The organism is Caproiciproducens sp. LBM24188, from assembly GCF_054130445.1.
This window is the reverse complement of sequence record NZ_CP196862.1, coordinates 1,194,032-1,220,216: the sequence shown is the minus strand read 5'-3', so window position 1 is coordinate 1,220,216 and position 26,185 is coordinate 1,194,032. Positions and strand designations below refer to the sequence as shown.

Genomic DNA, 26,185 nt, shown 5'->3' with positions numbered 1-26,185 from the left:
CTTTTAAAATTTGTTTTGTAACACACTTAAATAATTCATCATTTTATCTACTATTTGTTCTTCCAAACTACTTTCCAGTCTTGGAATTTTGATTTTTTCAAAGTCATTTCTTTGAATGAGTTTATATAGTGTCCCTTTAGTAAACATATTTACCTGGTTTAGAATTATTGGCTGTTTAAACAAAAACAGAAGATAGTAAGGATTAATTCTTCTGGGGACCAAGTTATATAGAGCATCTGTTGTAACCAAGCCGTCAAATTTTTCTGTAATAAGTGCCGTTGCATGTCCCTTAGTCCCTGTAGCGCTTCCACCTTTGGCAGTTACTATTTCTCCCCTCCTCACAATATATCTCATCCGATTGCTTAAATTGCCATAAAAATCCTCATGGGTCTCTTTTATGATTGAAAAATTTGGGTCTATATCCGCTAACAAAAAATACTTAACTTTTTGATTCTCACTTATTTCGGGCTTATCTGCTTTTTTTATTTCTACAAGTTCTCCAAGTTCCTCCCATTTTACATCATCAAAATTCTTGTGAATTACCCTATACAGTTCAGTGTAAAAGTTCGAGTAGTACTCAGGGTCTAATCTGTGACTGTCAAGGTATTCTGTCACATAAAAGTGTTTAAGATTCTTTTCTTCACCTTTATAATCAAATACCCTGTAAAATATGTTTTCTGCAGACCTGTATAGTTTTTCAGCCTCTGCATATACTGTAGAATCATCAGAACAATCTTCCTGATATGTGTCAAAGTCTTCAGGAATTAATAAATTTCCAACATCCTCCACAAAAATTTTATTTAAAATCCCTATTTTTATAGAGTTTAACAGCATTTGTCCGATACTGCTTTTTAAAAACTTATATAATCTTATACCCTTATCCCTATCCCTTAATGTAATTTTTATAATATCCGATGTTATTACACATCCTTCTAATGCTTCATTTACATATATTATCTGCCCTGATTTACCTGAGGCTGTAATCAATATATCTCCACTATTTATCAAATCTTTCTCTCTTACTACCTCAGGCTGTACTATGTTAAGTTCGTTAATATATATAACTTCATTTCTTATATCTCCAGGAGCAATTATCTTATATCCGTTTTTATCTGTATAATACTCTTTCTTAACTCGAATCCCACTCGTTATCTCCTTGCATATATCGCTTAACGCTATAAGGGAATGGTTCTGTAATAATCGCTGTATTTTAAATTGCTGTACTACATAATCATAAGAAATTCGTTTTCCATCCATTTTATCTGGGGTAATAAACATGCAATTCACTTAACTCACCATCGTTCTATAACATAATTTCCCCTTACATTTGCTTTCCTTACAAAAATAATATTACTATTTTCAGGAAAAGTCAATAATTTTGTTTCCAATTCTCTAAAAATAAAACAAGAAGCACATACCTACTAGGGTATATGCTCCTTATCAGTCCATATCTTTTTGACAAATAACCTATTTCCTAATCGACAAAAACAACCTCTACATCTTCATCAGAGAATTCTTTGTATTTATCTGCAATAATTTCATCTAATCCTGCAATATAACCTTCTACATCTTCTTCTTCAAAACTTGTACCGTACTCACTTTGACTGTAACTCCCAGGCTCTAAACTCGTATCATAGCCGTGGTCGCTTGGGCAAAACTTCATTCTATAAATAGAATCGCCTGTATCAAAGGTACTGAAAGAAATAACTATGCCTTGTTCTGTTTCCATACTTTCATAAAAATAAATGTATCCATCCATTCCTCTATTTTCTAATAGATAATCAACAAGTTCAGTATAATTGATAATTAATTTTTTCATATTTAATCATCCTTCCATATTAATTTAAGCATTAAGATAGTCTCAATTTAAATAGTCTTAGTTTGAGAGTTCATATGAGAAGAATTGGTCTCTTATGAACTCTCAGTTTATTAGTTGCAATTACTATGCCCCCAAATCATATGGACATGAGTAAGTTGCTGTTTCTAAATCAACGTCCTTAGGATTAAACACAAGTGCATGATTTCTCCAAAACTCCAGCATTCTCTGCCTTTCTAATTCGTCTTTTATATTTTTATCTTGAGGCTCTTTTACCAGATATTCTCCTGGAAACATGGTTATAAGGTAATATTCATCAGGCTTCTGATTGCTTCTATTTAAGACAAAGACGCATTTATTCGTCAGTTTCTTTTCCCTATCCAAAGTAAACCTGCTGTATATTTCCCTGTTCTTTCTCTTCGCATATACAATAGTATCCTGAGCAGTTGTTTCACAAAGCAGTGAGTATCCGATATTGAATGGAAATTCAACTACCATGTCTATGAATCTCTCATTTATATCATTAAAGTATCCTTTATATGAAGCATACTGAATAATATTCTGATAAGGAATTATAAAATCTTTCTCATGCACTTGCATATGGCTTCTGAATTTATTAGATTGAATTATCTTTGGCTGAAAACTTTTATCCTCACTATCATTTGGAACATATATTTTGTTCTTGCAGGATAAGACATTTGCTTCTAGTGTCGTAAATTCAATCGAAACTGAATTTTCCCCTGCTATGTTCACACAAAAATCTTTTTCCCTTATACGCATATTTCCGTATTTAAATGAATTTTCAATTTTTTGAATTGCTTCATCATATGTTATTGGATTTACCTTGTTTTCTATGCCACCATTGTTTCTTATATGTTGTGCTTCTATTAATAAAGTTTTTCCTAAAAAGACCTCTTTGGCTATGATTGTTATTAATTCTTTACAAAAATACTTTCTATTTGATTTTACTAATTCTACTATATCGCCATTGTTCATAATAATTACAATTGTATCTTCTTTGATAACAACCTGCTTATATTCACCTTCTAATGGAAACAATGTTGAATGAATAACATAGTCAAATGCACATGGATTTACTAAATCATATTCTTCATCAAATAGTCCATTTACATATCTTTTTACAAATTGCCCTAATTTAAAAATGTTTGATTGCAGTTGCTTGGAATTTATTAATTTATTTTTATTATTCATACTTCATCTCTCCTTTTCTCATAACATAATATTACTGGATAAGAATCTTCTAATTGATATTCCTATATCCACTACTAGTAAAGCCTAACGAATGATATAAATATCTACTCAACTTGCTACTCAATTGTTCCATTTCAAAATAATCCAGCAGTGCTTGCTCATCCAACACAAACTTCTTAATATATCCTCCGTATTGCTGATGCTTTGCAAATTCACGGCTGATTTTAACATTTTTAACAGTGCCATTTTTATTAAAGGTAATAGTAATATAAGTTGCATGTGGACTTCCAGAATAATGGATGGTCGCTGCTTTTGTTTCTTTGTAAGTAAGATATTGATACATCCATTTAGGAAATTTCTTCATTTCCATTTCTACTGCTTCAATTATTTGTTGGACTTCCTCTATACTATAAACTCTTGCGGTGCAGCCTTTTTGAACTTCATTAAGTTCGGTCTGAATTTCAGCACATCTTTTTTTACTTATCATGACGCCTTCCTCCTTAGACCAAATTTAATTCAATACACTCTATTTGCTTTTAAATTTTTGTGATATAATCCGTTTAGAAGTATATTTATAGTAATGTTTTTCTAGAAGGAGCATTTTGCCGAATGCTGCCTTCTACCTTTTTTTATCAGGACTTCTTATCCTATAATTCATAAAATCATCTCCTTTTTTATCCCTACACTTAGGAGTATAACATAAAAGATTTTTGGTTTTTTTTGCAGGATTTCCTCCTCTACATTTATAGTATTACACATAAGAAATTTGAAGTTTTCTTTATTACCTCCCCACACTATTAAGCATAACATATAAAATTTTTGGTATTTATTAAACATCTCCCAACATTTTGAGTGTAACATATAGGAAATCCAAAATTTTTTATGCCTTTTTCTCATAATTCTTAAACCCTCTTTACCTCTCCTACTTATATACATAACACATAAAAAAATAATCCCTCCAATTTTATATAGGACTTTCATCCTATTTTTTATAGGACTTTTATCTCAATTTATCTATTTATTGAAAAATTCTCATAGTAATATACTGTCTTTAATTTTTACATAAAAAAACTGCCTACTTTTTCAGTAGACAGTTTAATAAAAGAGGCATTAATGATGAAGCCCTGATTTTGCTGAAGCATTTTATAAATAATTAATTATTCATGTCAAGTATATTTTTCATACTATACCTTTTTAACTTAAACCATAACCCTTACCCTATAGTTAGGTCAAAGGCTCATGGATTAAGGGTTTGATAGATTTTTTATGCGACAAAAATTCAATTATACGCTAAATAACAACTTAATAACTAATTCCGCAGCCCTTTCCATTACCAATCAAAAAGGCTAACAGGTTAGTATACTACAACTACCCGTCAGCCTATTTAAAAAATGTATATTATTCAGTCTTTTCGTTTAATAGTTTTTTAAACATTCTTACTATCTTGTTTATAAATTTCTGCCTGCTTTCATTGGTATTAATAATAGCATATCCTCTTTCCTTTCCACCCTTTATCATTTCACCGTACCATACTTTAGAGGATTTTAGCAGGTCAAGTTCATTTATAAGAGGCAGATACTCCTTCCAATTCTCCTTATCCCGTAATACCTTACTTATCGCCACATAACCGTAAAACATGAAATTTTCCCCAACTAACGATATTTCCTTGCTTTGCGCCCTCTTTTCGTAGTTATGAAGTTCAGGTATAAGGTTTATCAATTCATTGAAAAATTCTGCAAGGTATCTAGATAATTCTATCGCCTGAACCCTTGTCTCTAAATCCTTGTAAACTATCTCTATAGCGTTTACAAGTGTAGCAAATGTAACAATATGCCGTTCATCCTTCTTGGGTATGGAATTCCTTACCACTTCCACCCTGCCAGCCAGGTCGCTGCTTTTCATAAGTTCCCTAACTACAATATTGGCAAGACCTGCCTGATTAAAGTATTCGGCACGGCTTGAACTTATTTTAAGCCCCTGGGAGAACTGGTGAAATTGCTGCTGGGCAGTCTGCACATCATAATTGGTGATTTTTACAGGGAATTTAAGTTCAGACAAATCAAAGGCTGTATTCCCTTTTTCGTTTCCTTCGAGAATCATAGCCAAAGCCCTGATTCTGTGCTGTCCATCAGAAATGTTTATTTCACCTTCTACAGTAAGGTTCCCCTCATCATCAAATTCAATCTTTTCACTTCCGTCTTCAAGTACATTTAATGTAATCATATCTGTGAAATATTGGCCTGACAGCATAGAAGTATAGATTTTTTTCACATTTGCTTTGCTGAACACAGCAACCTCAGTTTCCGTGTTATCCTTTCCCCTCTTAACTTTTGTACCCCTTTGGATTTCTGGGTTATAGGTTATTATCCCATCCCTCCACATCTGTGCTAATTCCTGCCCATCGATTACTGTCTGGTATTCCTTTTCGCCTATCTGGTTTACATCCCTGAACACATATTCCGCCATATGTACTTTCCTCCCTCGTTTATATACTTATAATAATACAGCAATCTTTTACAATACTAAAATTATGGACAATATTTTCTGGTTGTATTCTATCAGAAACAGGTTAAAGGCACAAGGGAAAAGATACAGTTTAAACGTTTTAAATTGCAAAAATAAATTTTTCTCTGCTGCTAAACCGCTCTCATTCATTAATATACAGGAATAATGCTAAATTCCAATATATGTAATAAAACAGAACCAAAAATAAAAAAGACTGCTGCATAATCTACACACAGTCTGAAGATTAATTTTTATTAACATTACATGCGTTATTTTCAGGTTTTAAGTTATATTTATCAATCCGAAGAATAGTTATTAATTTCAGTTATTTCCTGAATCTCAACACTTTTACGGTTATAGTCTTGAATTAATATGTCCAACTGTCGGCTTACCTCAATAATTTCCTTGGTAGTTAATTGAATCCTCTCATCCTGGATTACCATTTTATTTAATCTATCCCTGGCAGCGTCTATAGATTCCTTAATTTCCTGTAGTTCACGCTTTGCATCAATTATATCCTTTCTATATCCTTCATCTTTACTACATTCTATCACTGAACCCTTAAAACCTTGCTTAACCTTATATCCTGATATCCCTCTATTGTTATTTCTATATTCCTTTTTTTCAGATACGCTTTTGTGAAACATTCTGCAATCCCCCCTATCACAAATAATGTCAACAAAAAAGACACACCTCACCTATACCCTTACATTCCAGGCACTAAGCCTGGCAGTATAGGGAGGCATGTCCTCCCGTCCGTATATTCTTATATTACCATAATTGCTATTTTTCTACAATAACAACTTCTATTTTATTTTTTCTTTGTAACTATAGTCCAGCGTATGGCAGTTTTTTGTACCATTTTGTCATTATCCTGTACATCCACTTCCGTATAATAAGGGCGCAAATTAAATTTGTAGCCTTCCTTTACCAGATACTCTGTTGCCAATATTATCGCTCTTACGGCTGTATAAGTTGCTTTTACCCCTATGCAGTCTACATGCACTATTCCATCGTTCACAGCGTGTTGGATTATTTTATCAGAAACAGAATTAACACTGCTGTTTCCAGCAACTTTTAAAACCTGTATATTCATACCTTACTATGCCTCCTTGGTTTGTATTTATCAGCATAATAAGGATTGATTGTTAATAGTTTCAAGTGTCTTTTGCTTTCCTTTCAATGCTTCATTTCAAAACAAATCCTCCATTAATTAACAGGTCAATATCACCTGTAAATCAATTTGTATCTTAACAGGTTAATAATATACCTGCTTCTTTTATGGGATTATTGTGCATCTTTTAAATGCTTTTTAATCAGATTTTCCAGTTTTATATTTACCTCCATCAGTTCTTTGTCAACCGACCTGTTTGGTTTCCAGATAACTTTATTTTTTAATTCATCCCTCACTGTCTCTATTTTCTGTTTTAATTCCAATAGTTCATCTGTTATTTGCCTTGCTTTAACCTTTTTCCCAGCCTTCTCTTTATACATTTTGCTGTCCGCTATGGCTATTATCTTTCCTATCTCGCAGGTACAGTCTGAACAGGCCGCCCCTGCACTTATTTCAATGTGAATATTTTCTTCCTTCCCTCTTTTTCTTATATTTTCCTTAATCCTGTTTATCACCTTTTCTACTATAGCCTTTTTCGTATTCGCAAGAAGTATAAAGAACTCGTCACCTCCATACCTAAAGGCAATATCACGTTTACGGATACTCTCCCTAATAGACTGCCCGACAATCCGTATAGCCTTGTCCCCTGCCAGATGCCCCCTGTTGTCGTTAAGGCTTTTCAGATTATCCACATCAATAACAATTAAAGTAAACCTCTTGGGTATGGGGCGGTGCATCATACCTGATATCAACTGCTCCCAGTAGTTTCTGTTGTATAAGCCTGTAAATGAGTCCCTGTAAGCATATTTATATAAATTGCCCTGCGGTTGAATAAGAATCAAATAGTAGTGTGCCTCATCCAAATCAACCGTATCAGCAGTGACAGTGTAATACCCAACATTGTAACTAACAGTACCGTCAGCAGGCAAATGGTCAAAGATATGAATATCTTCCAGGCACTTTTCAGCAACATCCTTACCGATATTACTGTAGTAAATCCTGCCTTGCTTATTTATCAGTATGCATACTGTTTTGCCGGTTTTTACAAACTCCTCCATAGCACATTCTCCTATAAAACCATGTTATGTGCTTTATTAGAACATAAAAGTTTAGATGTTCGGTTAAACTTAAAATGTTCTAATAAAACACAAAGGTGGTAAATATGAAATTGGTACTCGACAATGATAATCGAAATATCATCGGGCCTCGGTTAAAAGTTGCAAGGTTAAAAAGCAATCTAACCCAACAGCAGTTATCAGCCAGGTTGGAGACAATGGCTGTATATATAGACAGGGCAAGTATCAGCAAAATCGAGCAGCAGAGGCGTATTGTGACTGATTTCGAATTATTAGCCCTGTGTCAAATCCTAAAAGTCAGCCCTGGCTGGCTGTTAGGGTTAGAAAAATAGTTTATAATGTTCTTTATTAGAACATTATAAACTATATCCTCATCTTTGTAAATCCTACAGCCCTTTTCCTTCCCTTATACCTTATACCCCATTTGTTATTTATTTAACCATCTTCCTAAGAGTATAAACAAAAAACACACCTCTACTATACTTATGCAGTATAAGAAAGGTGTGTACCTTTCGACTGTGTGTATTCATTTTACCATATTTCGGTTATAAATACAAAAACTTGTATTATTTCCCCTTAGCAATCAAAGTCCACCGAATGGCAGTCTTACTAATTGACTGTATATCATTTACCTCTGTGTTTACTTTAACGTAATATGGCCTCAAATTAAACCTATACCCTTTACTCACCAGATATTCAACCGCTTGTATAAGGGCTTTTACTGTCGTATATGTTGCCTTTATTCCTATTGCATCAATATGGACAATGCCATCCTCAACTACGTATTTATTAATTGTATCAGCAATAGCGTTTATATTACCATTTCCTGAAACCTTTAATACCTGTATACCCAATATAAAATCCCTCCTTAATGCTGGTTTCAAGCATTATAGGAAGGAATTGCTCATAATTTCAAGTTTCTTGTTTTCTTATATCTATGTAATGAAGTATTAATTAAAATACTTAAAACCTATACTTCATTACGAAAGAGAGGAATTTGATTAATCTCTCCTTCTCGTAATGAAGTACATGTTTAATACTTCATTACATAAGTTATTATAAAGCCCAAAAACCTTTTGTCAAATTTTCACGGCTATTTTTTTGTTAAATTTTTGTTACAATTTTCGAAAAGTTTCTTGTCCAAAAAGTTGATTTCTCCTTATTTTAAAGTATAATGCCATCATCATTTAATACACCGTCAAATGGCGTTTTATTTTTATGTGTTACTTTATAATTAGATGATAAATTTCTACGAAAGGATGATGGCAATGAATATCAATGAAATTATAGAAAACAAAATCAAATATGAAATGGGACAACTGTATAACTACCTAAATGAAATAGAAAATACTTATATCTCACCTCAGATAACTGGGGAAAATTTAGTTAAATTCTATAACCTGAATGCAACTAATCAATATGGACACTGGCGATGTGTTTGTCCTTTTCACCAAGGTGCCTCCAATAAAACTGAGTTTATATTTAACGATAACGAAAAAAGTTTTACATGCTTTGCCTGCAAAACCAGTGGAACCTACTTAAAGTTTATTGCATTAATGCAGGGATTTACTTCAAATGCTCTTAATGAAGCCAAAATATTTGCTGCAGTACATTTTGCTCATTTGAACCTTGCTTTTAATTCAATAAGTGATTATAGAGAAAAAATAAAGCAGGAAGTCATAAAAAGATATGAGGCAACAAAAAGTTTAGACATTAAGGATTATTATGATATCTCAATATTACCCGATAAATCTGCTTTTTCGGTTAATACAGTAACGAGGAAACCAGATAATTGTTGTGTGAATAACAAAAATGAATTTCCTATTGAATCATCTTCCAAGAAAGATGCTGAACTTAATATTTATACACAAGCGACAGAAGACGCAAAAAACAGTATATTGCTACATGAAATCCTGTTAAATAAGGAACAGTTCAATTCAATTTATAAATTGCATGATTTCATGTTTAAAAAGTACTATATTTCTGGCGATATTATAGAAAAATATGGACTTGTTTATTTTGACAGACAAAGTCAAAGTAAACTTACTCATTCTAATTTTTATGGGCTTAGTGACAGAGTAATATTCCCATTCAAAGACCATAACTCAGGCATAATAGTAGGGCTTCATTGCAGACATGTCTTATACAAAAAAGAAGAAGGCAAAAGTAAACAATGGGGGAAGTATTCAAATATTCTTGATTATGGTGAACTCAAAACTAAAGACAATGGATATCAGTATTACGGTATAAAATCTTTTTCCATAGGCCAGTTTTTGTTTAATTTATTTGAAATTAAAGAAAATAAAGTAACCAAATTATTGGTTACTGAAGGTGTTGCCGACTGCCTGAAACTGATATCCTTAGGATATATTAATGCCGTTTCCCCCGGTCAATCTAACCTGACTGACGAACAAATAAATCTGTTAAAACACTATTTTGGCTGTGAAATTGAAGTACTGCTCTTTTTTGATAATGATAATAATAACATCGGGCAGTGCAATAGCATCCAAATAGCCTATAAGTTATGGAAAAGCGGATTTAGAAATATAAAAATTGTCCGCACCTTTCCTGGACAAGGAAAGGATTTGACGGATGTTGCTGTTGCAATCCAGAATGATAGCCAACTGCGGATGCTGATTGACTTGTGGGAAAAGAATGCTTATGTTTTCTCGCCTGCCTCAGAAGAACATTTAAATGTACTTTTGAACTCTGGATATTACACTGATTCTGAAGTATTTTCCATTGACCCCAGGGACATAGAGGAAGAAATTGCAAAGGTTAAACTCCTTAAAAAATTAGGCCAACAAACTGACTTGGATATTAAAGAACTAAAAAAGATAAAAAATATTACGTCTATCGTTGAATCTAATATAAACATTTCTAAAGACAATACAAACAGTAATATTTTTGAGCCAGCCAGCACAACCCATATAACTTCCCCTTCTCGTAATGAAGTAGAGTTATGTAAAACGGATACATCACAAAAAACTGAATACTATTTTATGAACATTTCAGATGCCCAGTTGTACCGTCTTAAGCAAAAATTTGATATAGATACAATTAAAGAAATTGATGAGAAATGTACAAGAGAACAAATTATCAATATAGTGGGTAAGATAATAAATGGCATTCCGTTTGAACTTGATGAATATTTTTCTCCCGAAAAATTTACACCACCAACTTTAGTAGACGAAGATTTTAAACCAATCCTGGTTGAACCTGAAGATATGCCATTTTAGAATAAATTTATTGTAAAAATATTTGACTTTTATGTTTATCCTTTCCTACAATACTGTAAATCTTGGAAAGGAGTTGGTGCTGTATGAAAAATAAGCATCTCAAACCAGAAGTTAAAGCCCTATTAAGTAATGCCGAGAAGGTTTTGGGTAAAGACTCTATTCAATATAAAAAATTGGATTTCTACCTTGATACTTTAGTAACTGTATACGAATTCAACTATGACTGTGAAAAGGATTTATTAGAAGAATTAAAGGCTCTTCTTGTAAAAATATCAAAAGAAATACCTGAACTATCACCTGAACAGTTTAACGAAAAATACCCAAGCATAAGTCAAATGATTGACTATTTAGATGAATGGCTTACTGACTAATTATTTTACAAGGCTTTCCAGCAAGAAAACTGGAAAGTCTTTTTCTATAGATTTTAATAAGATAATGGGTAAGAAAATTTAATACATTTAATAGTTACTATCATATTATGCAGTTTTTAATTCCAAGGCCCCTATCCCCTTTAACCTATAATCCCCCTACACCTGCTTTTTTAGAATCACTTTTTACCCCTTAACGCTTAAAACCGTTTCTAAACCTTTTATCTATTAAAAGCCTATGTATTTGCTCTGTTTCTGACATAAAATACTTGAATTCTAAAAATTTATCTTACTTATTTTCTAATTAAGGAAACCGTTTCTAAAATCGGATTTTACACTTCGCGCTCCTGAAAAAAATTAATTTGTATAAAACAAAATAAGGAAAGAAACTGCAACAAAGCAATCTCTTCCCCTATTTTGCCCGTTTGTCAACTACATTTCCCAGAATGCATTTTAAATATAGCATATCCCAGAATTATTTGTAAAGAAGTTTATCTTTAAATTTAATTTGTATAGTTCTTCTTAGTTCCCAACTAATTTTTCCAGTTCCTTTATGTGCTAAGTTTAACATTAAGTATACACATTAAACTTCATATAAAAAGAGCAGAAAAGACACAATACCTTATTCTGCCCTTTTTCTCATATCTGGCTTATAATATCAAATACATCGTCAGGGATACCACCTGCCGATTCTTCATTATTATTTGATTTATTAACTGTTATACCTCCCATTTCCTGAATCGCCTCTTTTACAGCCTCTTTAATACACTGCTTATTTATTAGCGTATTATTCTCTAAATAAGCAAGGACGGCATCTGCAACAAATGCTGTTTTTGCAGACCTTTTGGATACTATTATTCCATATGCTTCTCTCAATTTCTCATTTCTTAAATCAAAACTGAGGTTTATTCTCTTTACTTCCCTCATCATCTTCACCTTCTTCTCAGGGCTTCTCTTACTAATCTCTCATATCCAACAGCATTTGCAATTTGACTTTCAGGAAGTATCTCAGTATATCCGATTCGGTTTTGGTCTTTCCCCTTGTCAAGAGTGTTTTGCACGATGTATGCTCCCCCGCCCATTAGCAGATTCATTGTCGCCTGAAGTTCATATCCGTTTTCCCTCAGTTCATCAAGCATATCATTGATAAAAGTAATAGTTGCTGATTCTATAATTTTATTTATTCTATCATTGAAAAGTAATGCCTTCTTCCCTTGAAGCGTCATCTCAATTTGCTCTTCTGTAATTTCGATGCCTGTTTCCTTTCTTATCTGCTCTTGTATTGTTTTAACTAATTTTAACATTCCCCAGTTCAAACTGATTGCAGAATCAATCAAGGGCCTTCCCTGATGTATTTTTACCGCATCCAGGGTAACTTGGCCAAAATCAAGCAAATTCAAAAAGTCAATTCCTCTATACTTTTCAAAGTGAAGCATATAGCCTGAAATAGCCTGTGGAAAGCACATAACCTCTTTAATATTTACCTGGTATTTCTTCTGGTTATAGGTAAAATGAATATTATCTCTTTTAAAATAGTTTATGAACTTTTGTTTTAATTGAAAGTGGGATAATGGTACTCCAACTCCCAAAATCACGTCTGCACTTGTTATTCCCTCTTTGCTTAGCCTCATAGCCAATGCTGGAAGTGTGAGGATAAAGAAAGTTTCATCTATTGTTTTATCATAACGGTATTTAACTCTATTCCCTCCGATTGAATAGTATTTGCCGTTGTAATACAGTAAGTTTTCTGTTATAGGGGGAACAGTCAGACTTTCAAAATATCCTGATGAATAAATCCCTTCTGAAAATTTAATAAATCTGTTACCGTGGTCAACACCAATAATTATATTGTTATTCATATGCAGCACTCCTTTTCTAATTCTAATTTTGTTTTAAAAATGTCCTTCTTAAAGTGTCAGGCTCCTTTATGTTCTTTGCTATCCTAATAAACCATTTTTTATAATTTCAAGTATTTCTACAATAAAAAAATTGCTTACCTGTTAACCAGGTAAGCGTAGGAATTTATTTAATGGAGGTATATAATGTTTATTTATTTAAAATACCTTATTATTCAGAACAATTTTTTTATAGTAAATCATTTAATACAAAGTCAAGTATTTTTGTCTATCATTATAATCCAAAATCCTTTCTCTCTTTTCCACCTTACCCTTTCCTATAATTATGTATTTAGTCAACTCCATCAAAGCCTTAATTTTACAATGCTTAAATAGATTTTAAGCGTCAAATTCATGTTAGGATATTAGTTCTAATGTTAAAGGGCTATGGATTAATTATGCGTTATTTTTTTCCTTAGCCCTTTTGCCCTTCAGTAATTACTTTATAAAAACTTTTCTATCAGAATTTGACTTATCACTAACAATACGTATAATGTGAAAAATCAAATTTGAAAGGATGAGTTAAATGTCTGAAAATCTACTTATAAAGGATTTTAAAACTCTCAAAGTTTGGCAAAAGGCAAATGCTTTTGAGCAGGAGATAGGTATATTGGCAAAAGGATTTCCGGCATATGAGCAATATAGACTTACAGACCAGTTGGTAAGGGCTTCTCGAAGTGTAGGTGCAAATATTGCAGAAGGAAATACCCAATTATTCATAAAAAGAGAACTATTCCATGCAAATGCTGCGTTAGGTAGTGCAGGAGAAGTTAGAAATCATCTTCTTACTGCCTATCAGAATGGTTATTTACATAAAGAGAAGTATGATTCTTTAGATGCAAAAGTAGTTGAGATTATCAAAATGTTGCATGGTTATATAAAAAGACTTAAACTGGATATAAAGAATGATTCAGATTTCAGTGACTTCTAATTATGCTATAACAAGGGTTAAGGGTACTTCCCTTTGGACCTTAATCCTTTTTTTGTTTTGTATCTTCTCTTAGCACACTTATACGCATTTTTTAGCCCTCGCAGGTATAGATATTATTGTAATAGAACAACATTTATCATCTGTTAATAACTCCTTCCTAAAATTTAGTTTTTAATATACTACTAGAACGTATAAATTACTACTATAATTTGCACTGAATAATATGATATATTTTAATAATTAATCTTATATAAAAATATAAGTCTTTCTTCTAGTGTTCATTTATAAGTTCTTTCAATATTGCTTTAGACTCCTGCGGAAGTATTTTAACAAAGTGTTTCAGGCCAATATTATATATAAGGGCAATTATCATATTTTCCCGTTCTCTTAAGTCTGCCAGCGCTTGTCCATCAAAAAGTTCCAATTTGTTTTCATAGGGAGTATACTGAGCCCACTGTTCACAAGTGAGCCTCTGTGGTTCTTTAAGAGGTATTAGTTCTTCCTTTTCTTGTGGCGGCATAAAATATTCAAGAGCGTTTTCTACCCATTTTATAAAGTCCCGCTCTTGTGGAATTTTACCTCTGTTTTCTGCTATTTGATGATTTACAATGTCTTCTGCTATTTTTCTAATATCTTCTTTACCGTCAAAAACCCTCGTTACTGCATTCTCAGGTAATTCAATGGTTTGTAGCACTTGCTTTACAGTAAAACCCATCCCCTTTAATTTCTTCACAATATGCAGTGTACAAGACATTTCTGCTATTAACTTACCTTTTTTCAGAGCCTCTTCCAGTATATCATCAAAAATATTCTCCATATCTCCTTACTCCTTCCTTTCTATATTTTGTATACATCACTGCTCATGGTGTATTATCCCATCTCTTACCTCAATAACACCTAAGAATGTCTTTAGCCTTGTCCCTTACTCCTTAGTCCTTTCCCCTGTAAAAAAAACAAACCTCGCAGCGAATGAAGATTTCTCTTGCATCTACTACGGAATTTTGGAACGAACTTTATTTTTATAGAGTGAAGTTTATTATTACGGAGTGGAGTTTATTGTGTATATACAAGAGGAGATATACCATTGTACACTAAATTATAGTATATGGGTTTCCATGACTTGGATATATTTTTGTTATTTTATAATCCTTTATTAATTTCCAACTGTCTTTGATTGTTTGGTCGTTATAGACTTCCATAAGACTGAATTCTGGAAGGTCGCCTGTAAATGCACAACATCCATCAATAATGAGGCTTATGCTATCATCTGTATGACCAGGTGTTTGGATTATTTCCCCTTCTATTCCCATACTTTTGAGGAAGTCTCTACTTTCTTTGCTAGAAATTACGATATTACCCTCAGATAGAATATCTGTAAAATTAAATTGAGGATTCTTTTTGTAAAAGTTATTTAGATTGTCTACAAAAGTAACCTGACATTCATGTATAATTAATCTTATTCCTAAATTCTTTAAGTCTTGTGCAATACCAGCATGGTCTGGATGGAAATGTGTTACAATTAAATATTTGATATCACTTATTTTGATATCATGCTGATTCAATAAGTTCATAAGCCGATAAAGAGTACCTGGAAAATCAGTATCTATCATTATCCAACCACAACTGGATTCAAGGAGATAACAATTTGTCCTTTTACAAATTAAATTCAATATTTTCATCTATACTCACCTCGAAGATTTAATCATCGTACTCATATATATGTATATTATTATTAGCAGTATTTTTTATGAAGATTTTATTTCGTATAATTTTAACTATTATGACCTTAATATAACATAACTTCATTTTCATTTAAACAAGTTTTGCCCCTCATGAAAGTAATTTTTTATTTTTGGAATTATCATTCTATCATTTATAGAAATTAGATAAAAGAAAATGCAACATAAGCGGGAGTAAAAGCCTGTTATGTGTAATATAATTGCATTCCTAATCTTGTATCAAGAAATATATAATTAGTGAATGTCTAACATGACTTTTTTATTCTTGACATGAGTTTTTTGGGTTATACACCTGTACTCCCATAACGTACCTGAAATGCCTATAACGCACTTAAAATTCCCGTAATGTACCTGAAATGCCCTCAAATAGGAAAAAGTTTCGTGGATTAAGGGTTAATAATTTAATCAACTTTTCTGTAACTATATCAATGTTATATTCGAAATGCTAATAAAATGTCTAATCCCCTTAATTCTACACCTTAACCCTCTTCTTACAAAAGCAAAAACCCCGTAGCAAATTAGAAGTTATCGTGTATTTACTACGAGGTTTAGGAATGGACTTTATTTTTATAGAGCGAAGTTTATTATCATGGAGTGGAGTTTATTTTAGTTATATAGTGGAGAGCGTGTTTATTTTATTCACTGTCGCTATCTTCATTATTTAATATGGACTCAATTTGCTTTTGCTTTTTCTTGTTTATTACATAAAGAATTTCAAATACAACAAATGCAATAATAAATGAGCACAAAAAGGTTATGACAAAAACTAATACAGTATTTATAATATCTATTTTAAGTGAATCCCCTAATTTTATATAATTAAGAGTAGTGTTGATAATTGCAAAGACAAGTCCGCTAACAATGCTATTTACCACAACAAGTTTTTGGTTGTATTTCGAAGATTCAAACAGGTCATTTCCAACCATTATATTGCGAACAATAATATATATGGAAATCGCAAGAAGTAAAATTGTCTCAACTGCATATTGTGAAAATGGTGCGTTAAACATATATTGTTGGACTAAAACCGACAAAAGCAAACTGTAAAAAAGTATTTGAAATGCATCACTTCCTATTTTCCTTTTTTGTGTTAGAATTCTTTCATCATGAATTTTTGTTTTCTCATTATACTTCCTCCCAGAATAAATCATTTAATGTTTTACCAAGCGCTTTGCATATTGCAATACAGAGATTAAGTGAAGGATTGTAATCGCCTGATTCAATTAAACTAATGGTTTGTCTTGTTACACCCACAATTTTTGCTAAATCCTCTTGTTTCATATCGCATTCCAAGCGGGCAATTTTCATTCTTTTATTTTTCATATCCTCCCTCCTTACATTACTTATTATAATATATATATTGCATTATGTCAATTATATATTGCATTTTAATAAAAAATATTAGTAGACCTAATTTCAAGCCTACTTAAAAATTATATAAATAATTTTTGCTTCGCATTCAAATACTATTATGACCTTAATATAATATAACTCCATTTTTATTTAACAAGTTTTGCCCCTCATGAAAGTGTTAATTGCAAAATAAAATTCCCCAGAATTACAACGAAAAATTTCCAGAATTTTTGCCAAGCAGGATAAGGTTTTAGTAATTGTATTTGAAAATCATGTCAAGGACAAAGCCCGTAGGGCAAGCGTTAGCGAATCCTTGACATGATTGAAAAATGCAATTATAATGCTTTAAACTGCTGGCAAATTTTCCAGTGCTCATTTTGCAAAAGTGGGGAAATTTCATTTGCAAAAAACATGAAAGTAATTTTTTATTTTTTCCCTTATCTCTTTGCCCTTAAAACTAACAAAAAAATCATGGCTCCAATAAGGTTTTCTACCCTATTTTCACCATGATTCTTAACAAGACTTTTTATTCATGACACAAATTTCTTAGGGTATACAGTATATGTATTAGAAGGAGATGAGCACAAACAGGATGCTATTTACAAAGGCAATGATTGTGCAGTATCTCAAACTTTTAAGGAACTTAAAATTCATTTAGATGAAATTTTTTAGAAGGATGAGGCGAAATTTATAAAATTCCTCTCATGGCTAATACATCTTTGAAAATATGCTTGATTCCCTTCTTCACATTTTTTATCAATACAACTAATAAGAAAAAATGCCTTGGAAAGACCGCTAAATCTCCAAAGCACTTAAAAAAATCCTAATAGCCCTATTTATTAATAGTTTTAGGGTCAAGGTGTTTGCACACCTTGGCTTTCAAATACCTATATATATTATACCACATTTTACGCTTAATTTTCATATCTGTTTATAAATTCCCATAACATACTTTAAGTTTCCGTAATGCACCTGAAATGCCCTCAAATGGGGATAAGTTTTGAGGATTAAGGGTTTTGGAGAACAATGTTGTTATATTCCATAGTGAATTAAATACTTGTTTCCTGTTATAGCCTCAGTTATTTTTTCAGTGAGAAGTTGAAGTTCTTTTGCCTTGAAGTGATTATTTGCCTTTATAATAATATCCCTGAATTGTTTGAGGGATTCTGGAGGGATAAGCGTCACACCGCAATAATCTAATCCGGTACCTGGCTGGGTTGTAACCTGAAAATATGTTTTAATTGCCAATAATTCTTCATTACACTTTATAATTAATTCTTCAAATAAATCGTCACTAACAGAAATACAATTATATTTTTCAGGTTCATAGTCACTATACCATTTGATTTCTTCAAAAGAATCTATTATTCCAAACTCATGCTTTTCCAAATTATTACTCCCACACAAGTATGTATAACCTCTTAATACATATTTCTATAGAAAGTTTTGACCTAAATAATCTCTGAAAAAATTTCATGTATATTGCCATCTGGGTCTGCAAATAATGCTGTTCTTTGATTCCAGGGCATATTTTGAGGTTGATGAACAGGAGTTGCTCCCATCGTAACCAACTTTTCAAATGCTTCATCTACTTCATCAGGATTTTCACATGGAAAAGCCAATTCAAAAGCCTGACCAACTACTTTTTTCCTATACTCATCACTATATGAATACATAACATTTCTCATACATATAGCAAATCTTACTCCATTATTTTCTAATTCAACATAATTGCCAAGGTCATTTTTAATTCTAAATCCAAGGACTTGATTATAAAAATTTCTCATCCTGTCAATTTCGTCTGTCCAAATTGTAATAAGGTTAATCTCTGCTTTCATTATAGGTTTCTCCTTCTTAATTTCTCGCTTGTAGTTCGTAATATAAGTTCTATACAAAATGATTTTATTACTTAACAAGAAGGATTTCTGTTTCAGAAATAAGTTCCTTAAGCATATTTATCCCTTCTCTTGTAGTATCTCTATCAGCGGAAAGTAATGTAATAATCTTATCTATTCTATTTTTATAATCCCTGGGCTTTATAAAAAAGCCATCAATCATCCTGACCGCTTTTTTTTCATTAATGCAGTATTCTTCATTCAAAGCAAATAAAACTTGATTTAAGCAGGAAATACTTCTGAAACAATGTCCACATACATAATAAATATCATCCTTATCGACATTATCCTCAGCAAACATTAAGGAAAAGGAGGCCTCAAACATAAAATATTGAACTATTGCATCTTTTAAAGTTTGAGGATATGGCTTGGTTCTGGATTTAAACTCTGAAATTTTACCCATAGGGTCAACAAGTATTTTGCAAACAGAAACTTCGCCCATATACATTACATTAAGATAAGCATGGGGATGACCTGTTTGGTAATGAGCAGATACTTTTCCTGACAAACAATCATCAATAACCTGAGACACCCTTTTTATGTCACGTAATATAAAGTCTACATGATATCCTTTAACAACAAGCCATCCGCCCGCATTTACCCAAGGTCCCCATCCACCTATTTGTGTAATTAAATTTTCTCTATGCTCATCATCTAGTTTTGAAGCAACCTTGCCTAATTCTCTGATATCAAAGCCCTCTGTTTCGTCATAGTATATTCCGATATCTATGTCGGACTTTTCATGATTGGTACCTCTTGCTCTTGAGCCTCCTAAAACTATACCTATAATGCCTGGTATGCCTTCCAATTCTCTGGTGATTTGATTCAAAATATTTTCTACCATCGCAGCACTCCACCTCCGCCTTCATTTTGTTCTAATATAACTTCTTTCTTGCTGACACAAGCAGCATCATCGGCCGGCGCAGTTCATCCCGCATCCCAGGTACTGTGTTGAGCATATTTTCTGCAGGCTTTGGTTCGACAACACCTGTTATTTCAAAACCTATTTTTATGAGACTGTTTAAGTATGTAGTAAGTGTCCGATGATATTTAATAACTTCCTCATCTAGAAATTTAGCATTGCGAATGCCTTCTGTGAAATAATGGTCAACTGGCCAATGCAGAATATTGCCCTTATCATCATAATACCAATCCTGAGGGCCTTGGGCAGTAAAAATGGGATGCTCTACAGAAAATATAAAATCTCCACCCCTTGAAAGGCATTTATATACTCTATCTAAAACATCCTCAAAGGATTTAATATAGTGAAGCGCCAGGGAACTGATAACAACATCAAAGGATTCTTCAGGAAAATCTATGTCTTCTATTGGCATACAGATATACTCGATATTTCCACACTTTGTTTTACTCTTTGCTTCACTTAACATTTTTTGTGAAATATCAATTCCAATTACTGACCTGGCACCGTTCTCTACAGCATAGCGACAATGCCATCCAAACCCGCAGCCTAAATCCAAAACCCTTTTATCTTTGAAGTCAGGCAGCATATTTTTCAGTTCATGCCACTCCCCCGCACCTTCAAGACCATTTTTCGACCTATCCATATTACTATATTTATTAAAAAAGGTGTCATCATCGTATTTGTTTTGTTTCATTATAAATTTCCCTTTCTATCTATTTGTTCTTCTTTTCATTTCAAGTTATATGCAAACAAAAACACCCTATCCTCCTACTTTGACGTTTTGTCTCGATATGCAATCAGAGTAATTGCATTTAATATGATAGTAACAGTGAGAAGAATAATAGCGGCAAACGCCGCAGCACCAGTAGTGTCCATAAGAGCAGACCAGTCCTCAATCTTTACTAGATGGTAACCATAAAGAATCTGTAAACATAGTGAAATAGCACAAGCGCTGATGCTCATAATAGAAAGAAAAGCCCAATTTCTGTTGCCCTGATTCTTATATCGCATAAGATTGACAACAGGAAGTATCCAGGCAATTACTCCAAGCACTAGGCTACCAAGATTAAGCAAACCAATCATAACATATCCTCCTTACATGAAAAATTTGTACAATTTATTCTCAACAAATTCATATTTATCTATAACCCTTTATTTACAATTGTTCCAAATACAGTTCCCCTCAGTTATCATAGAAGACTCTATCAATAAATAATACTTTATTTATATAATGCTCTAAACTCTTGTAATGCTCTATTTAACGCCAAACCCGTTGACAGCCTTCGCTTACATTCCTTGGCTTCCAGTTCGTTATTAGTATTAATTTCATAAAATTTTTTATCGGCTTCGACTATATATGATTCAATTAGGCTTTGTTTATTTTCAACATAAAATTCGAATGCTATTTTCTCTTCCTCATTTTCATAGTATAAAACGACCTCATCAAATCTTCGCTTTGCATATACTTCTTCTTCATTCTCTGTATCAAATAGAAACTGCTGTAACTTATAATCAATACTATCCTTTAAAAAATATTTATATGTGAATTTATGGTTATGTCTCCATTCATCATAGCCTGCAAACCCCCATCTGGGTATAGGCGTTTCATACCTCCCACTATCCAGCACAACTAATTGAAACTCTTTTAATACAGTTTCACTACACATTATCTTTAGATTTTTATACATGAATCGTGAATTAGTTTGAGAATATACATAGAATTCACCTATATTCCTATCATCTTCATCATATTCTGCTTCTAACTTAAATTCAGGTTTATAGATATTATAGTAAGCATCTTCATTCTGTGCCCATTCTAATTTATTCTCCAATCTATTGGCTATCTGTACTAATGGAGGTTGTGTTAATCCAAATCTTTTCTTCCAAAGCATTTCTATTTGTTGTATACTTGCATTTTGGTTTATTGGAGTATTTCTATCCCCGACTCTTGTATATATGTAACCCTCTCTAATATTATTATATCTTTTGCACTTGGCCTTTAGGTAGTAAGGTACGGTATAAGAGTTAAATATAGTTAAGATATCAATCTCTTTTCCTTCAATTTCTATTGTATCCAAACGAACTTCAGGAATATTATCACCAGCAAAAACTGTATTTGAGAGCAAGTCAAGTATATCGACTTGTTTTCTTCTGTTTTCCTCACCTACACCAACTATTTCACCTGTATCTGATACGCCAATTATTAAATAACTGTCCTTATCATGTACCGTATTTGCAAAACAAAGAATGTCATGCAAAAGTCTTTCGTTATCTTTATGCCATACTTGTTTAAAATCCCAATACTCTCCTTCTGATTTGCTTTCTATTAACTTTTTTATCTTATCCTTCATATTTACACTATACACTTGATTTCTCCTCTTAATCTAATCCAATAGTAATAAATCGTAATTGAAGTTTTTATCAGCAATAGTTAATACGTAACTTTATTTTCATTTTAATAGAACTTTCCTTGTAATGAAAGTACTTTCCTGTTTCTAAAAATTTTCGGCTACATCATTTTTGGAAACAGAAAAAGAGACCTATGTTATATATAAAAAGTAAATAAAGTACTCTCGAAAATTTCCATTAATCTCCACGTGCCTTTAACCCTAAAATTGCACTAAACTCTGTCTTCTTAATGCTTTCCTTGATTTCTTATTCCTTTTAATAACACAACTTTATTTTATTTTTGAAACAACTAATTAAGCCCTAAATCCTCCCTAATTTATTTCCTATTTTCCTTACCCCTTTTTCCTTAATCCTAACTATGTGTTCATCAAACAAACTTCTTTCCTTTTTCAAATAAACTCCTTTCACCAACACCCCTCAAACCCTTGAGAATACTGGCTTGTTATTCTCTTCCAATTTCCCATTTAATTCCTCTTTCCTTATTCCTTACTTCCTAAAGTTCTTTCATTTCTCAATTTTTAGGGCAAAAAATGAAAATAAAGTGCTTTTAGGATTGAGGTTTAAGGGGGAAGGATTAAGGGGGGATTTTGTCCATTTCTCCTCTCCATTTTCTTTTCCATCTAATCTTCTAATCCGTTGATTTATCTGGCTTTCAACCTTATTCCTTGTTCCTTATACCTATCAATCTTCTAAACAAAAAACCATAGTTCCAAGGCATTCCTTAAACCTTTTTCCTATGGTCTCCTGAAACAACTTTATTTGCATTTTAAAAAGAATTTGCAAAATGAAAGGAGTTTATTTGATGTAGACAATAAAATACAAAAATTAAATTTCACTGCGGCCTTCAATCGCGCGGGAAAGCGTGACCTCGTCGGCATACTCCAAATCACCGCCGACCGGTATTCCGTAAGCCAGACGCGTTACCTTTACACCAAGCGGTTTGAGCAGACGCGAAATATACATAGCGGTCGCTTCACCCTCTACCGTGGGATTCGTGGCCATAATCACTTCTTTTACTCCGCCCGCGTTCACACGTGCCAGCAGTTCCTTAATGCAGAGCTGGTCCGGCCCTACCCCGTTTAACGGGGAAATCGAGCCGTGCAGCACGTGGTAAACCGCGTGGAACTCCTGCGTACGTTCCAGCGCAACGACGTCGCGCGGGTCCTCCACCACGCAAATGATGGATTTGTCGCGCGCCTCATTGCGGCAGACCGGGCAAAGCTCCTGATCCGTTAGATTGCAACAGATTTTGCAATAATGTATTTTTTCGTGCGCGTCGAGAATCGCGTTGGCCAAATTTTCTGCGGCATCTTTCGAAAGGCCTAGAACATAGTAAGCCAAGCGCTGCGCGCTTTTATGTCCAATTCCGGGGAGACGCTCGAACTGCTCGATTAAGCGGGACAGTGGAGCGACATTATATGGCGATGGCATCTTAAATGAATCCCGGCACGCTCAGGCCGCCGGAAATTGCCTCCATCCGTTCGTTTTTATCTGCAATGGCTGCGCGAATCGCTTCATTCACCGAAGCGATTACAAGGTCAGACAGCATTTCAACGTCTTCCGGGTCAACAACTTCCGGTTTAATTTGAATAGATTTTACTTCCATCTTGCCGGTCACGGTGGCTTTTACTGCGTCGCCGCCGGCAGTCGCTGAATATTCCTTTGCTTCCAGTTCCTTGGTCACCTGATCCATTTCTTCCTGCAGCTTCTGCGCCTGACGTGCAATCTGCTGAAGATTGGAGGCTCCGCCCCCGCCATATCCTTGTGGAAGTCTTGCTTTCATACGATATTCCTCCTGTAAATTCAATCGTCATCAATAACTATCATTAATATTCGATAAAACCTTTATTTCTGGATGACCTCAATGCCTTCCTGCTGTGCCAGCCCCGCCAGACGTTTAAGGGGGTCCTCCCCCGCCTGCTCCGTTTTTACGGGCTTATAAGGGCCAAGATTGTAAACCCGGCCGGTCACCTGCTGAATGGCTCTGCGCATGTGGTCACGCTGCGCCGGTTCGCGCAGAAGACGAAACGCGATTTCATTCGGTGCGTCAATTAGGACGTATCCCCCGCTGACGTAAGCAGTGGAACCGTTGAACGCGCTCGCGATGGAACGCGAATAATCCCGAAGCACGCGGAGAATTTCCGGCCATTCCGCCAGACGCTCTGCCTTCTCCTGCAGCATGTCCACTTCTTTCTTCGGAAGGGCTGCGGCGGGATTGCGTGTAGGCCGTTCGGGCGGCACTTCGGCCTCCGATGGAAGCGGAACCGTTTCGGATTCCTCCTCCGGTCCCGGTTCAGTCCCAGTGGATGTGGCCTGCGCTTTCTGCTCCACCGGCTTTGCCCTTGGGGGTGTAACTCTTACCGAGCCGCGCTCCAGCGCTTCAATCCGGCGGATGAGCGCCTCCTGCGTGGAATCCAGTTCCGGCGAACACAGGCGCAGCATCGCCATTTCAAACTCGATGCGGCGGTTGCCGCCCCGGTACATCTTTTCCAGCGCAGTCTGAAGCGTGTCCAACCCATGCAGGATAGCGGGCAGCGGAATCGCCAGCGCCTGTTTGGTCAGGCGTTCGTACTCCGCGTCGGATACAACCACCATGCCGCGCGCGTCTTTCATGGTTTTAATCAGCATCAGGTTGCGGAAATGCGAGGAAAGTTCCTCGCACAGACGCGCCATATCCTTGGAAGAATTATGCAGCTGGTCAATCAGTTCTAATGCACGGGAAGAATCGCTTTCCCGCATGGCATCGGTCAGTTCAAACAGGTGGTCGCGCCCAACCAGACCGGCCGTTTCGTTCACAACCTCCACGGTTATGTCTTTGCTGCGGCCAAGGCACTGGTCCAGCAGGGAAAGCGCATCGCGCAGGGCACCGTCGGCCAAGCGCGCAATCAGAAGCGCCGCCTGCAGCTCAATGTGTGCGCCCTCCTGTTCGGTCACATACGTCAGCCGTGAGGCAATCTCCTCCGGCGCAATACGATGAAAATCAAAGCGCTGGCAGCGTGAAAGAATGGTTGCCGGCAGCTTGTGCACTTCTGTAGTGGCAAGAATAAAAATCACATGCGCGGGCGGCTCTTCCAGCGTTTTCAAAAGTGCGTTGAACGCCCCGGTGGAAAGCATGTGCACTTCGTCAATGATATAAACACGATATTTTGCGGCGGCGGGCGTAAAGTTCGCCTCTTCCCGCAGGGAACGGATATTGTCCACCCCGTTGTTGCTGGCCGCGTCGATTTCCACAATGTCCATCACAGAACCGCTGTCCACCCCGCGGCAGATTTCGCATTCGCCGCAAGGGTCCCCGTCCACCGGGTGCAAACAGTTGACCGCCTTCGCCAAAATTTTTGCGCAGGTTGTTTTGCCTGTTCCGCGCGAACCGGTAAATAAATAGGCATGGGCAATGCGCCCTGCCATCAGTTCATTTTTGAGGGTTACGGTCACTTGCGGCTGGCCGACCACATCAGCAAATGCCTTGGGTCTCCATTTCCGGTAAAGCACCTGATACACGAAACGCACCCCCTTGGACAAATGGAAAGCAAGACAGGCCGCTTGTTCAGCGGCACCTCATGCACTAGGATATGCAGACGAACAGACCACCTGCATCGCCCGGGGCAGTCCGTTTAATGCTGCTCGGTTCCCCGCCTGACATGGTTCACGGCGTCCCGCCGCGCAGAGCCCGCCCGCCTGCATATCCTATTGCACGCATTTCTGCCTTGCTTT

Annotated in this window: 28 protein-coding genes and 1 other RNA gene; 4 read left to right on the top strand and 25 right to left on the bottom strand. The window is 34.9% G+C overall.

What is annotated here, in order from left to right; translation table 11 throughout:
• Positions 1-3: 3 nt before the first annotated feature.
• From ACSVDI_RS05840 to ACSVDI_RS05805, 8 genes are all read right to left on the bottom strand, one after another.
• Positions 4-1,278 carry a restriction endonuclease subunit S gene (locus ACSVDI_RS05840; protein ID WP_457945375.1) on the bottom strand — a complete coding sequence of 425 codons (1,275 nt, stop codon included), beginning with the start codon at positions 1,276-1,278 and terminating at the stop codon, positions 4-6.
• Between the two features lie 196 nt (positions 1,279-1,474).
• Complete coding sequence (locus tag ACSVDI_RS05835; RefSeq protein WP_457945374.1) at positions 1,475-1,819, bottom strand: hypothetical protein; 345 nt, start codon at positions 1,817-1,819, stop codon at positions 1,475-1,477.
• Between the two features lie 123 nt (positions 1,820-1,942).
• Positions 1,943-3,028 (bottom strand): hypothetical protein, encoded by a 1,086-nt coding sequence (locus tag ACSVDI_RS05830; protein ID WP_457945373.1) that lies wholly within the window; start codon positions 3,026-3,028, stop codon positions 1,943-1,945.
• A gap of 49 nt (positions 3,029-3,077) precedes the next feature.
• Positions 3,078-3,515 carry a hypothetical protein gene (locus ACSVDI_RS05825; RefSeq protein WP_457945372.1) on the bottom strand — a complete coding sequence of 146 codons (438 nt, stop codon included), beginning with the start codon at positions 3,513-3,515 and terminating at the stop codon, positions 3,078-3,080.
• Between the two features lie 911 nt (positions 3,516-4,426).
• On the bottom strand, positions 4,427-5,494 hold the full coding sequence (locus ACSVDI_RS05820) for a DNA sulfur modification protein DndB (RefSeq protein WP_457945371.1): 1,068 nt from the start codon (positions 5,492-5,494) through the stop codon (positions 4,427-4,429).
• A gap of 335 nt (positions 5,495-5,829) precedes the next feature.
• Positions 5,830-6,180 carry a Spo0E family sporulation regulatory protein-aspartic acid phosphatase gene (locus ACSVDI_RS05815; protein ID WP_457945370.1) on the bottom strand — a complete coding sequence of 117 codons (351 nt, stop codon included), beginning with the start codon at positions 6,178-6,180 and terminating at the stop codon, positions 5,830-5,832.
• 164 nt (positions 6,181-6,344) lie between these two features.
• Positions 6,345-6,629, bottom strand: coding sequence for a stage V sporulation protein S (locus ACSVDI_RS05810; RefSeq protein ID WP_457945369.1), 285 nt, complete (start codon positions 6,627-6,629; stop codon positions 6,345-6,347).
• A gap of 191 nt (positions 6,630-6,820) precedes the next feature.
• Positions 6,821-7,705 carry a GGDEF domain-containing protein gene (locus tag ACSVDI_RS05805; RefSeq protein ID WP_034835502.1) on the bottom strand — a complete coding sequence of 295 codons (885 nt, stop codon included), beginning with the start codon at positions 7,703-7,705 and terminating at the stop codon, positions 6,821-6,823.
• A gap of 104 nt (positions 7,706-7,809) precedes the next feature.
• Here ACSVDI_RS05805 and ACSVDI_RS05800 point away from each other — a divergent pair, with 104 nt between their 5' ends.
• Complete coding sequence (locus ACSVDI_RS05800; protein ID WP_034835500.1) at positions 7,810-8,055, top strand: helix-turn-helix domain-containing protein; 246 nt, start codon at positions 7,810-7,812, stop codon at positions 8,053-8,055.
• 234 nt (positions 8,056-8,289) lie between these two features.
• Here the strand turns inward: ACSVDI_RS05800 and ACSVDI_RS05795 are convergent, their stop codons facing one another.
• Positions 8,290-8,577: a stage V sporulation protein S gene (locus tag ACSVDI_RS05795; RefSeq protein WP_457945368.1), complete on the bottom strand. Its 288-nt coding sequence runs from the start codon at positions 8,575-8,577 to the stop codon at positions 8,290-8,292.
• A gap of 414 nt (positions 8,578-8,991) precedes the next feature.
• On the opposite strand from ACSVDI_RS05795, the gene ACSVDI_RS05790 reads away from it, so the two are divergent.
• Positions 8,992-10,962 (top strand): CHC2 zinc finger domain-containing protein, encoded by a 1,971-nt coding sequence (locus ACSVDI_RS05790; protein ID WP_457945367.1) that lies wholly within the window; start codon positions 8,992-8,994, stop codon positions 10,960-10,962.
• An 83-nt stretch (positions 10,963-11,045) separates the two neighbouring features.
• Entirely contained in the window at positions 11,046-11,333 is a 288-nt protein-coding gene (locus ACSVDI_RS05785; protein ID WP_457945366.1) for a hypothetical protein, read from the top strand.
• Positions 11,334-11,969: 636 nt separating this feature from the next.
• On the opposite strand, the gene ACSVDI_RS05780 is transcribed toward ACSVDI_RS05785, so the two are convergent.
• Both ACSVDI_RS05780 and ACSVDI_RS05775 read right to left on the bottom strand, forming a co-directional pair.
• Positions 11,970-12,257 (bottom strand): hypothetical protein, encoded by a 288-nt coding sequence (locus ACSVDI_RS05780; RefSeq protein WP_162784467.1) that lies wholly within the window; start codon positions 12,255-12,257, stop codon positions 11,970-11,972.
• A gap of 5 nt (positions 12,258-12,262) precedes the next feature.
• A complete protein-coding gene (locus ACSVDI_RS05775) occupies positions 12,263-13,189 on the bottom strand; it encodes a ParM/StbA family protein (protein ID WP_457945365.1) in 927 nt (308 codons plus the stop codon).
• 562 nt (positions 13,190-13,751) lie between these two features.
• Here ACSVDI_RS05775 and ACSVDI_RS05770 point away from each other — a divergent pair.
• A complete protein-coding gene (locus tag ACSVDI_RS05770; protein ID WP_457945364.1) occupies positions 13,752-14,156 on the top strand; it encodes a four helix bundle protein in 405 nt (134 codons plus the stop codon).
• 271 nt (positions 14,157-14,427) lie between these two features.
• Here ACSVDI_RS05770 and ACSVDI_RS05765 read toward each other — a convergent pair whose 3' ends face one another.
• The 14 genes from ACSVDI_RS05765 to ffs form a co-directional block, all read right to left on the bottom strand.
• Positions 14,428-14,973, bottom strand: coding sequence for a hypothetical protein (locus ACSVDI_RS05765; protein WP_457945363.1), 546 nt, complete (start codon positions 14,971-14,973; stop codon positions 14,428-14,430).
• 274 nt (positions 14,974-15,247) lie between these two features.
• Complete coding sequence (locus ACSVDI_RS05760) at positions 15,248-15,835, bottom strand: MBL fold metallo-hydrolase (protein ID WP_457945362.1); 588 nt, start codon at positions 15,833-15,835, stop codon at positions 15,248-15,250.
• A 695-nt stretch (positions 15,836-16,530) separates the two neighbouring features.
• Positions 16,531-17,046, bottom strand: a complete 516-nt coding sequence (locus tag ACSVDI_RS05755) for a DUF6773 family protein (RefSeq protein ID WP_457945361.1) — start codon at positions 17,044-17,046, stop codon at positions 16,531-16,533.
• Positions 17,021-17,218: a helix-turn-helix transcriptional regulator gene (locus tag ACSVDI_RS05750; protein WP_457945360.1), complete on the bottom strand. Its 198-nt coding sequence runs from the start codon at positions 17,216-17,218 to the stop codon at positions 17,021-17,023. Before ACSVDI_RS05750 ends, ACSVDI_RS05755 begins: the two co-directional genes overlap by 26 nt.
• A 1,062-nt stretch (positions 17,219-18,280) precedes the next feature.
• Positions 18,281-18,637: a hypothetical protein gene (locus tag ACSVDI_RS05745; RefSeq protein WP_457945359.1), complete on the bottom strand. Its 357-nt coding sequence runs from the start codon at positions 18,635-18,637 to the stop codon at positions 18,281-18,283.
• A gap of 62 nt (positions 18,638-18,699) precedes the next feature.
• A complete protein-coding gene (locus tag ACSVDI_RS05740) occupies positions 18,700-19,086 on the bottom strand; it encodes a VOC family protein (protein WP_068556432.1) in 387 nt (128 codons plus the stop codon).
• A 67-nt stretch (positions 19,087-19,153) separates the two neighbouring features.
• Complete coding sequence (locus tag ACSVDI_RS05735) at positions 19,154-19,987, bottom strand: nucleotidyltransferase domain-containing protein (RefSeq protein ID WP_129724976.1); 834 nt, start codon at positions 19,985-19,987, stop codon at positions 19,154-19,156.
• A gap of 31 nt (positions 19,988-20,018) precedes the next feature.
• On the bottom strand, positions 20,019-20,759 hold the full coding sequence (locus ACSVDI_RS05730; protein ID WP_457945358.1) for a class I SAM-dependent methyltransferase: 741 nt from the start codon (positions 20,757-20,759) through the stop codon (positions 20,019-20,021).
• Between the two features lie 74 nt (positions 20,760-20,833).
• Positions 20,834-21,148 (bottom strand): hypothetical protein, encoded by a 315-nt coding sequence (locus tag ACSVDI_RS05725; RefSeq protein WP_074365374.1) that lies wholly within the window; start codon positions 21,146-21,148, stop codon positions 20,834-20,836.
• A 137-nt stretch (positions 21,149-21,285) separates the two neighbouring features.
• Positions 21,286-22,431, bottom strand: coding sequence for an RNA-binding domain-containing protein (locus ACSVDI_RS05720; protein ID WP_457945357.1), 1,146 nt, complete (start codon positions 22,429-22,431; stop codon positions 21,286-21,288).
• Between the two features lie 868 nt (positions 22,432-23,299).
• Positions 23,300-23,905 (bottom strand): recombination mediator RecR, encoded by a 606-nt coding sequence (recR, locus tag ACSVDI_RS05715; protein WP_457945356.1) that lies wholly within the window; start codon positions 23,903-23,905, stop codon positions 23,300-23,302.
• A gap of 1 nt (position 23,906) precedes the next feature.
• Complete coding sequence (locus ACSVDI_RS05710) at positions 23,907-24,257, bottom strand: YbaB/EbfC family nucleoid-associated protein (protein WP_457945355.1); 351 nt, start codon at positions 24,255-24,257, stop codon at positions 23,907-23,909.
• Positions 24,258-24,319: 62 nt separating this feature from the next.
• Positions 24,320-25,972 carry a DNA polymerase III subunit gamma/tau gene (dnaX, locus tag ACSVDI_RS05705; protein ID WP_457945354.1) on the bottom strand — a complete coding sequence of 551 codons (1,653 nt, stop codon included), beginning with the start codon at positions 25,970-25,972 and terminating at the stop codon, positions 24,320-24,322.
• A 76-nt stretch (positions 25,973-26,048) separates the two neighbouring features.
• Positions 26,049-26,147: signal recognition particle sRNA small type (ffs, locus tag ACSVDI_RS05700), an RNA gene on the bottom strand.
• Positions 26,148-26,185 lie beyond the last annotated feature (38 nt).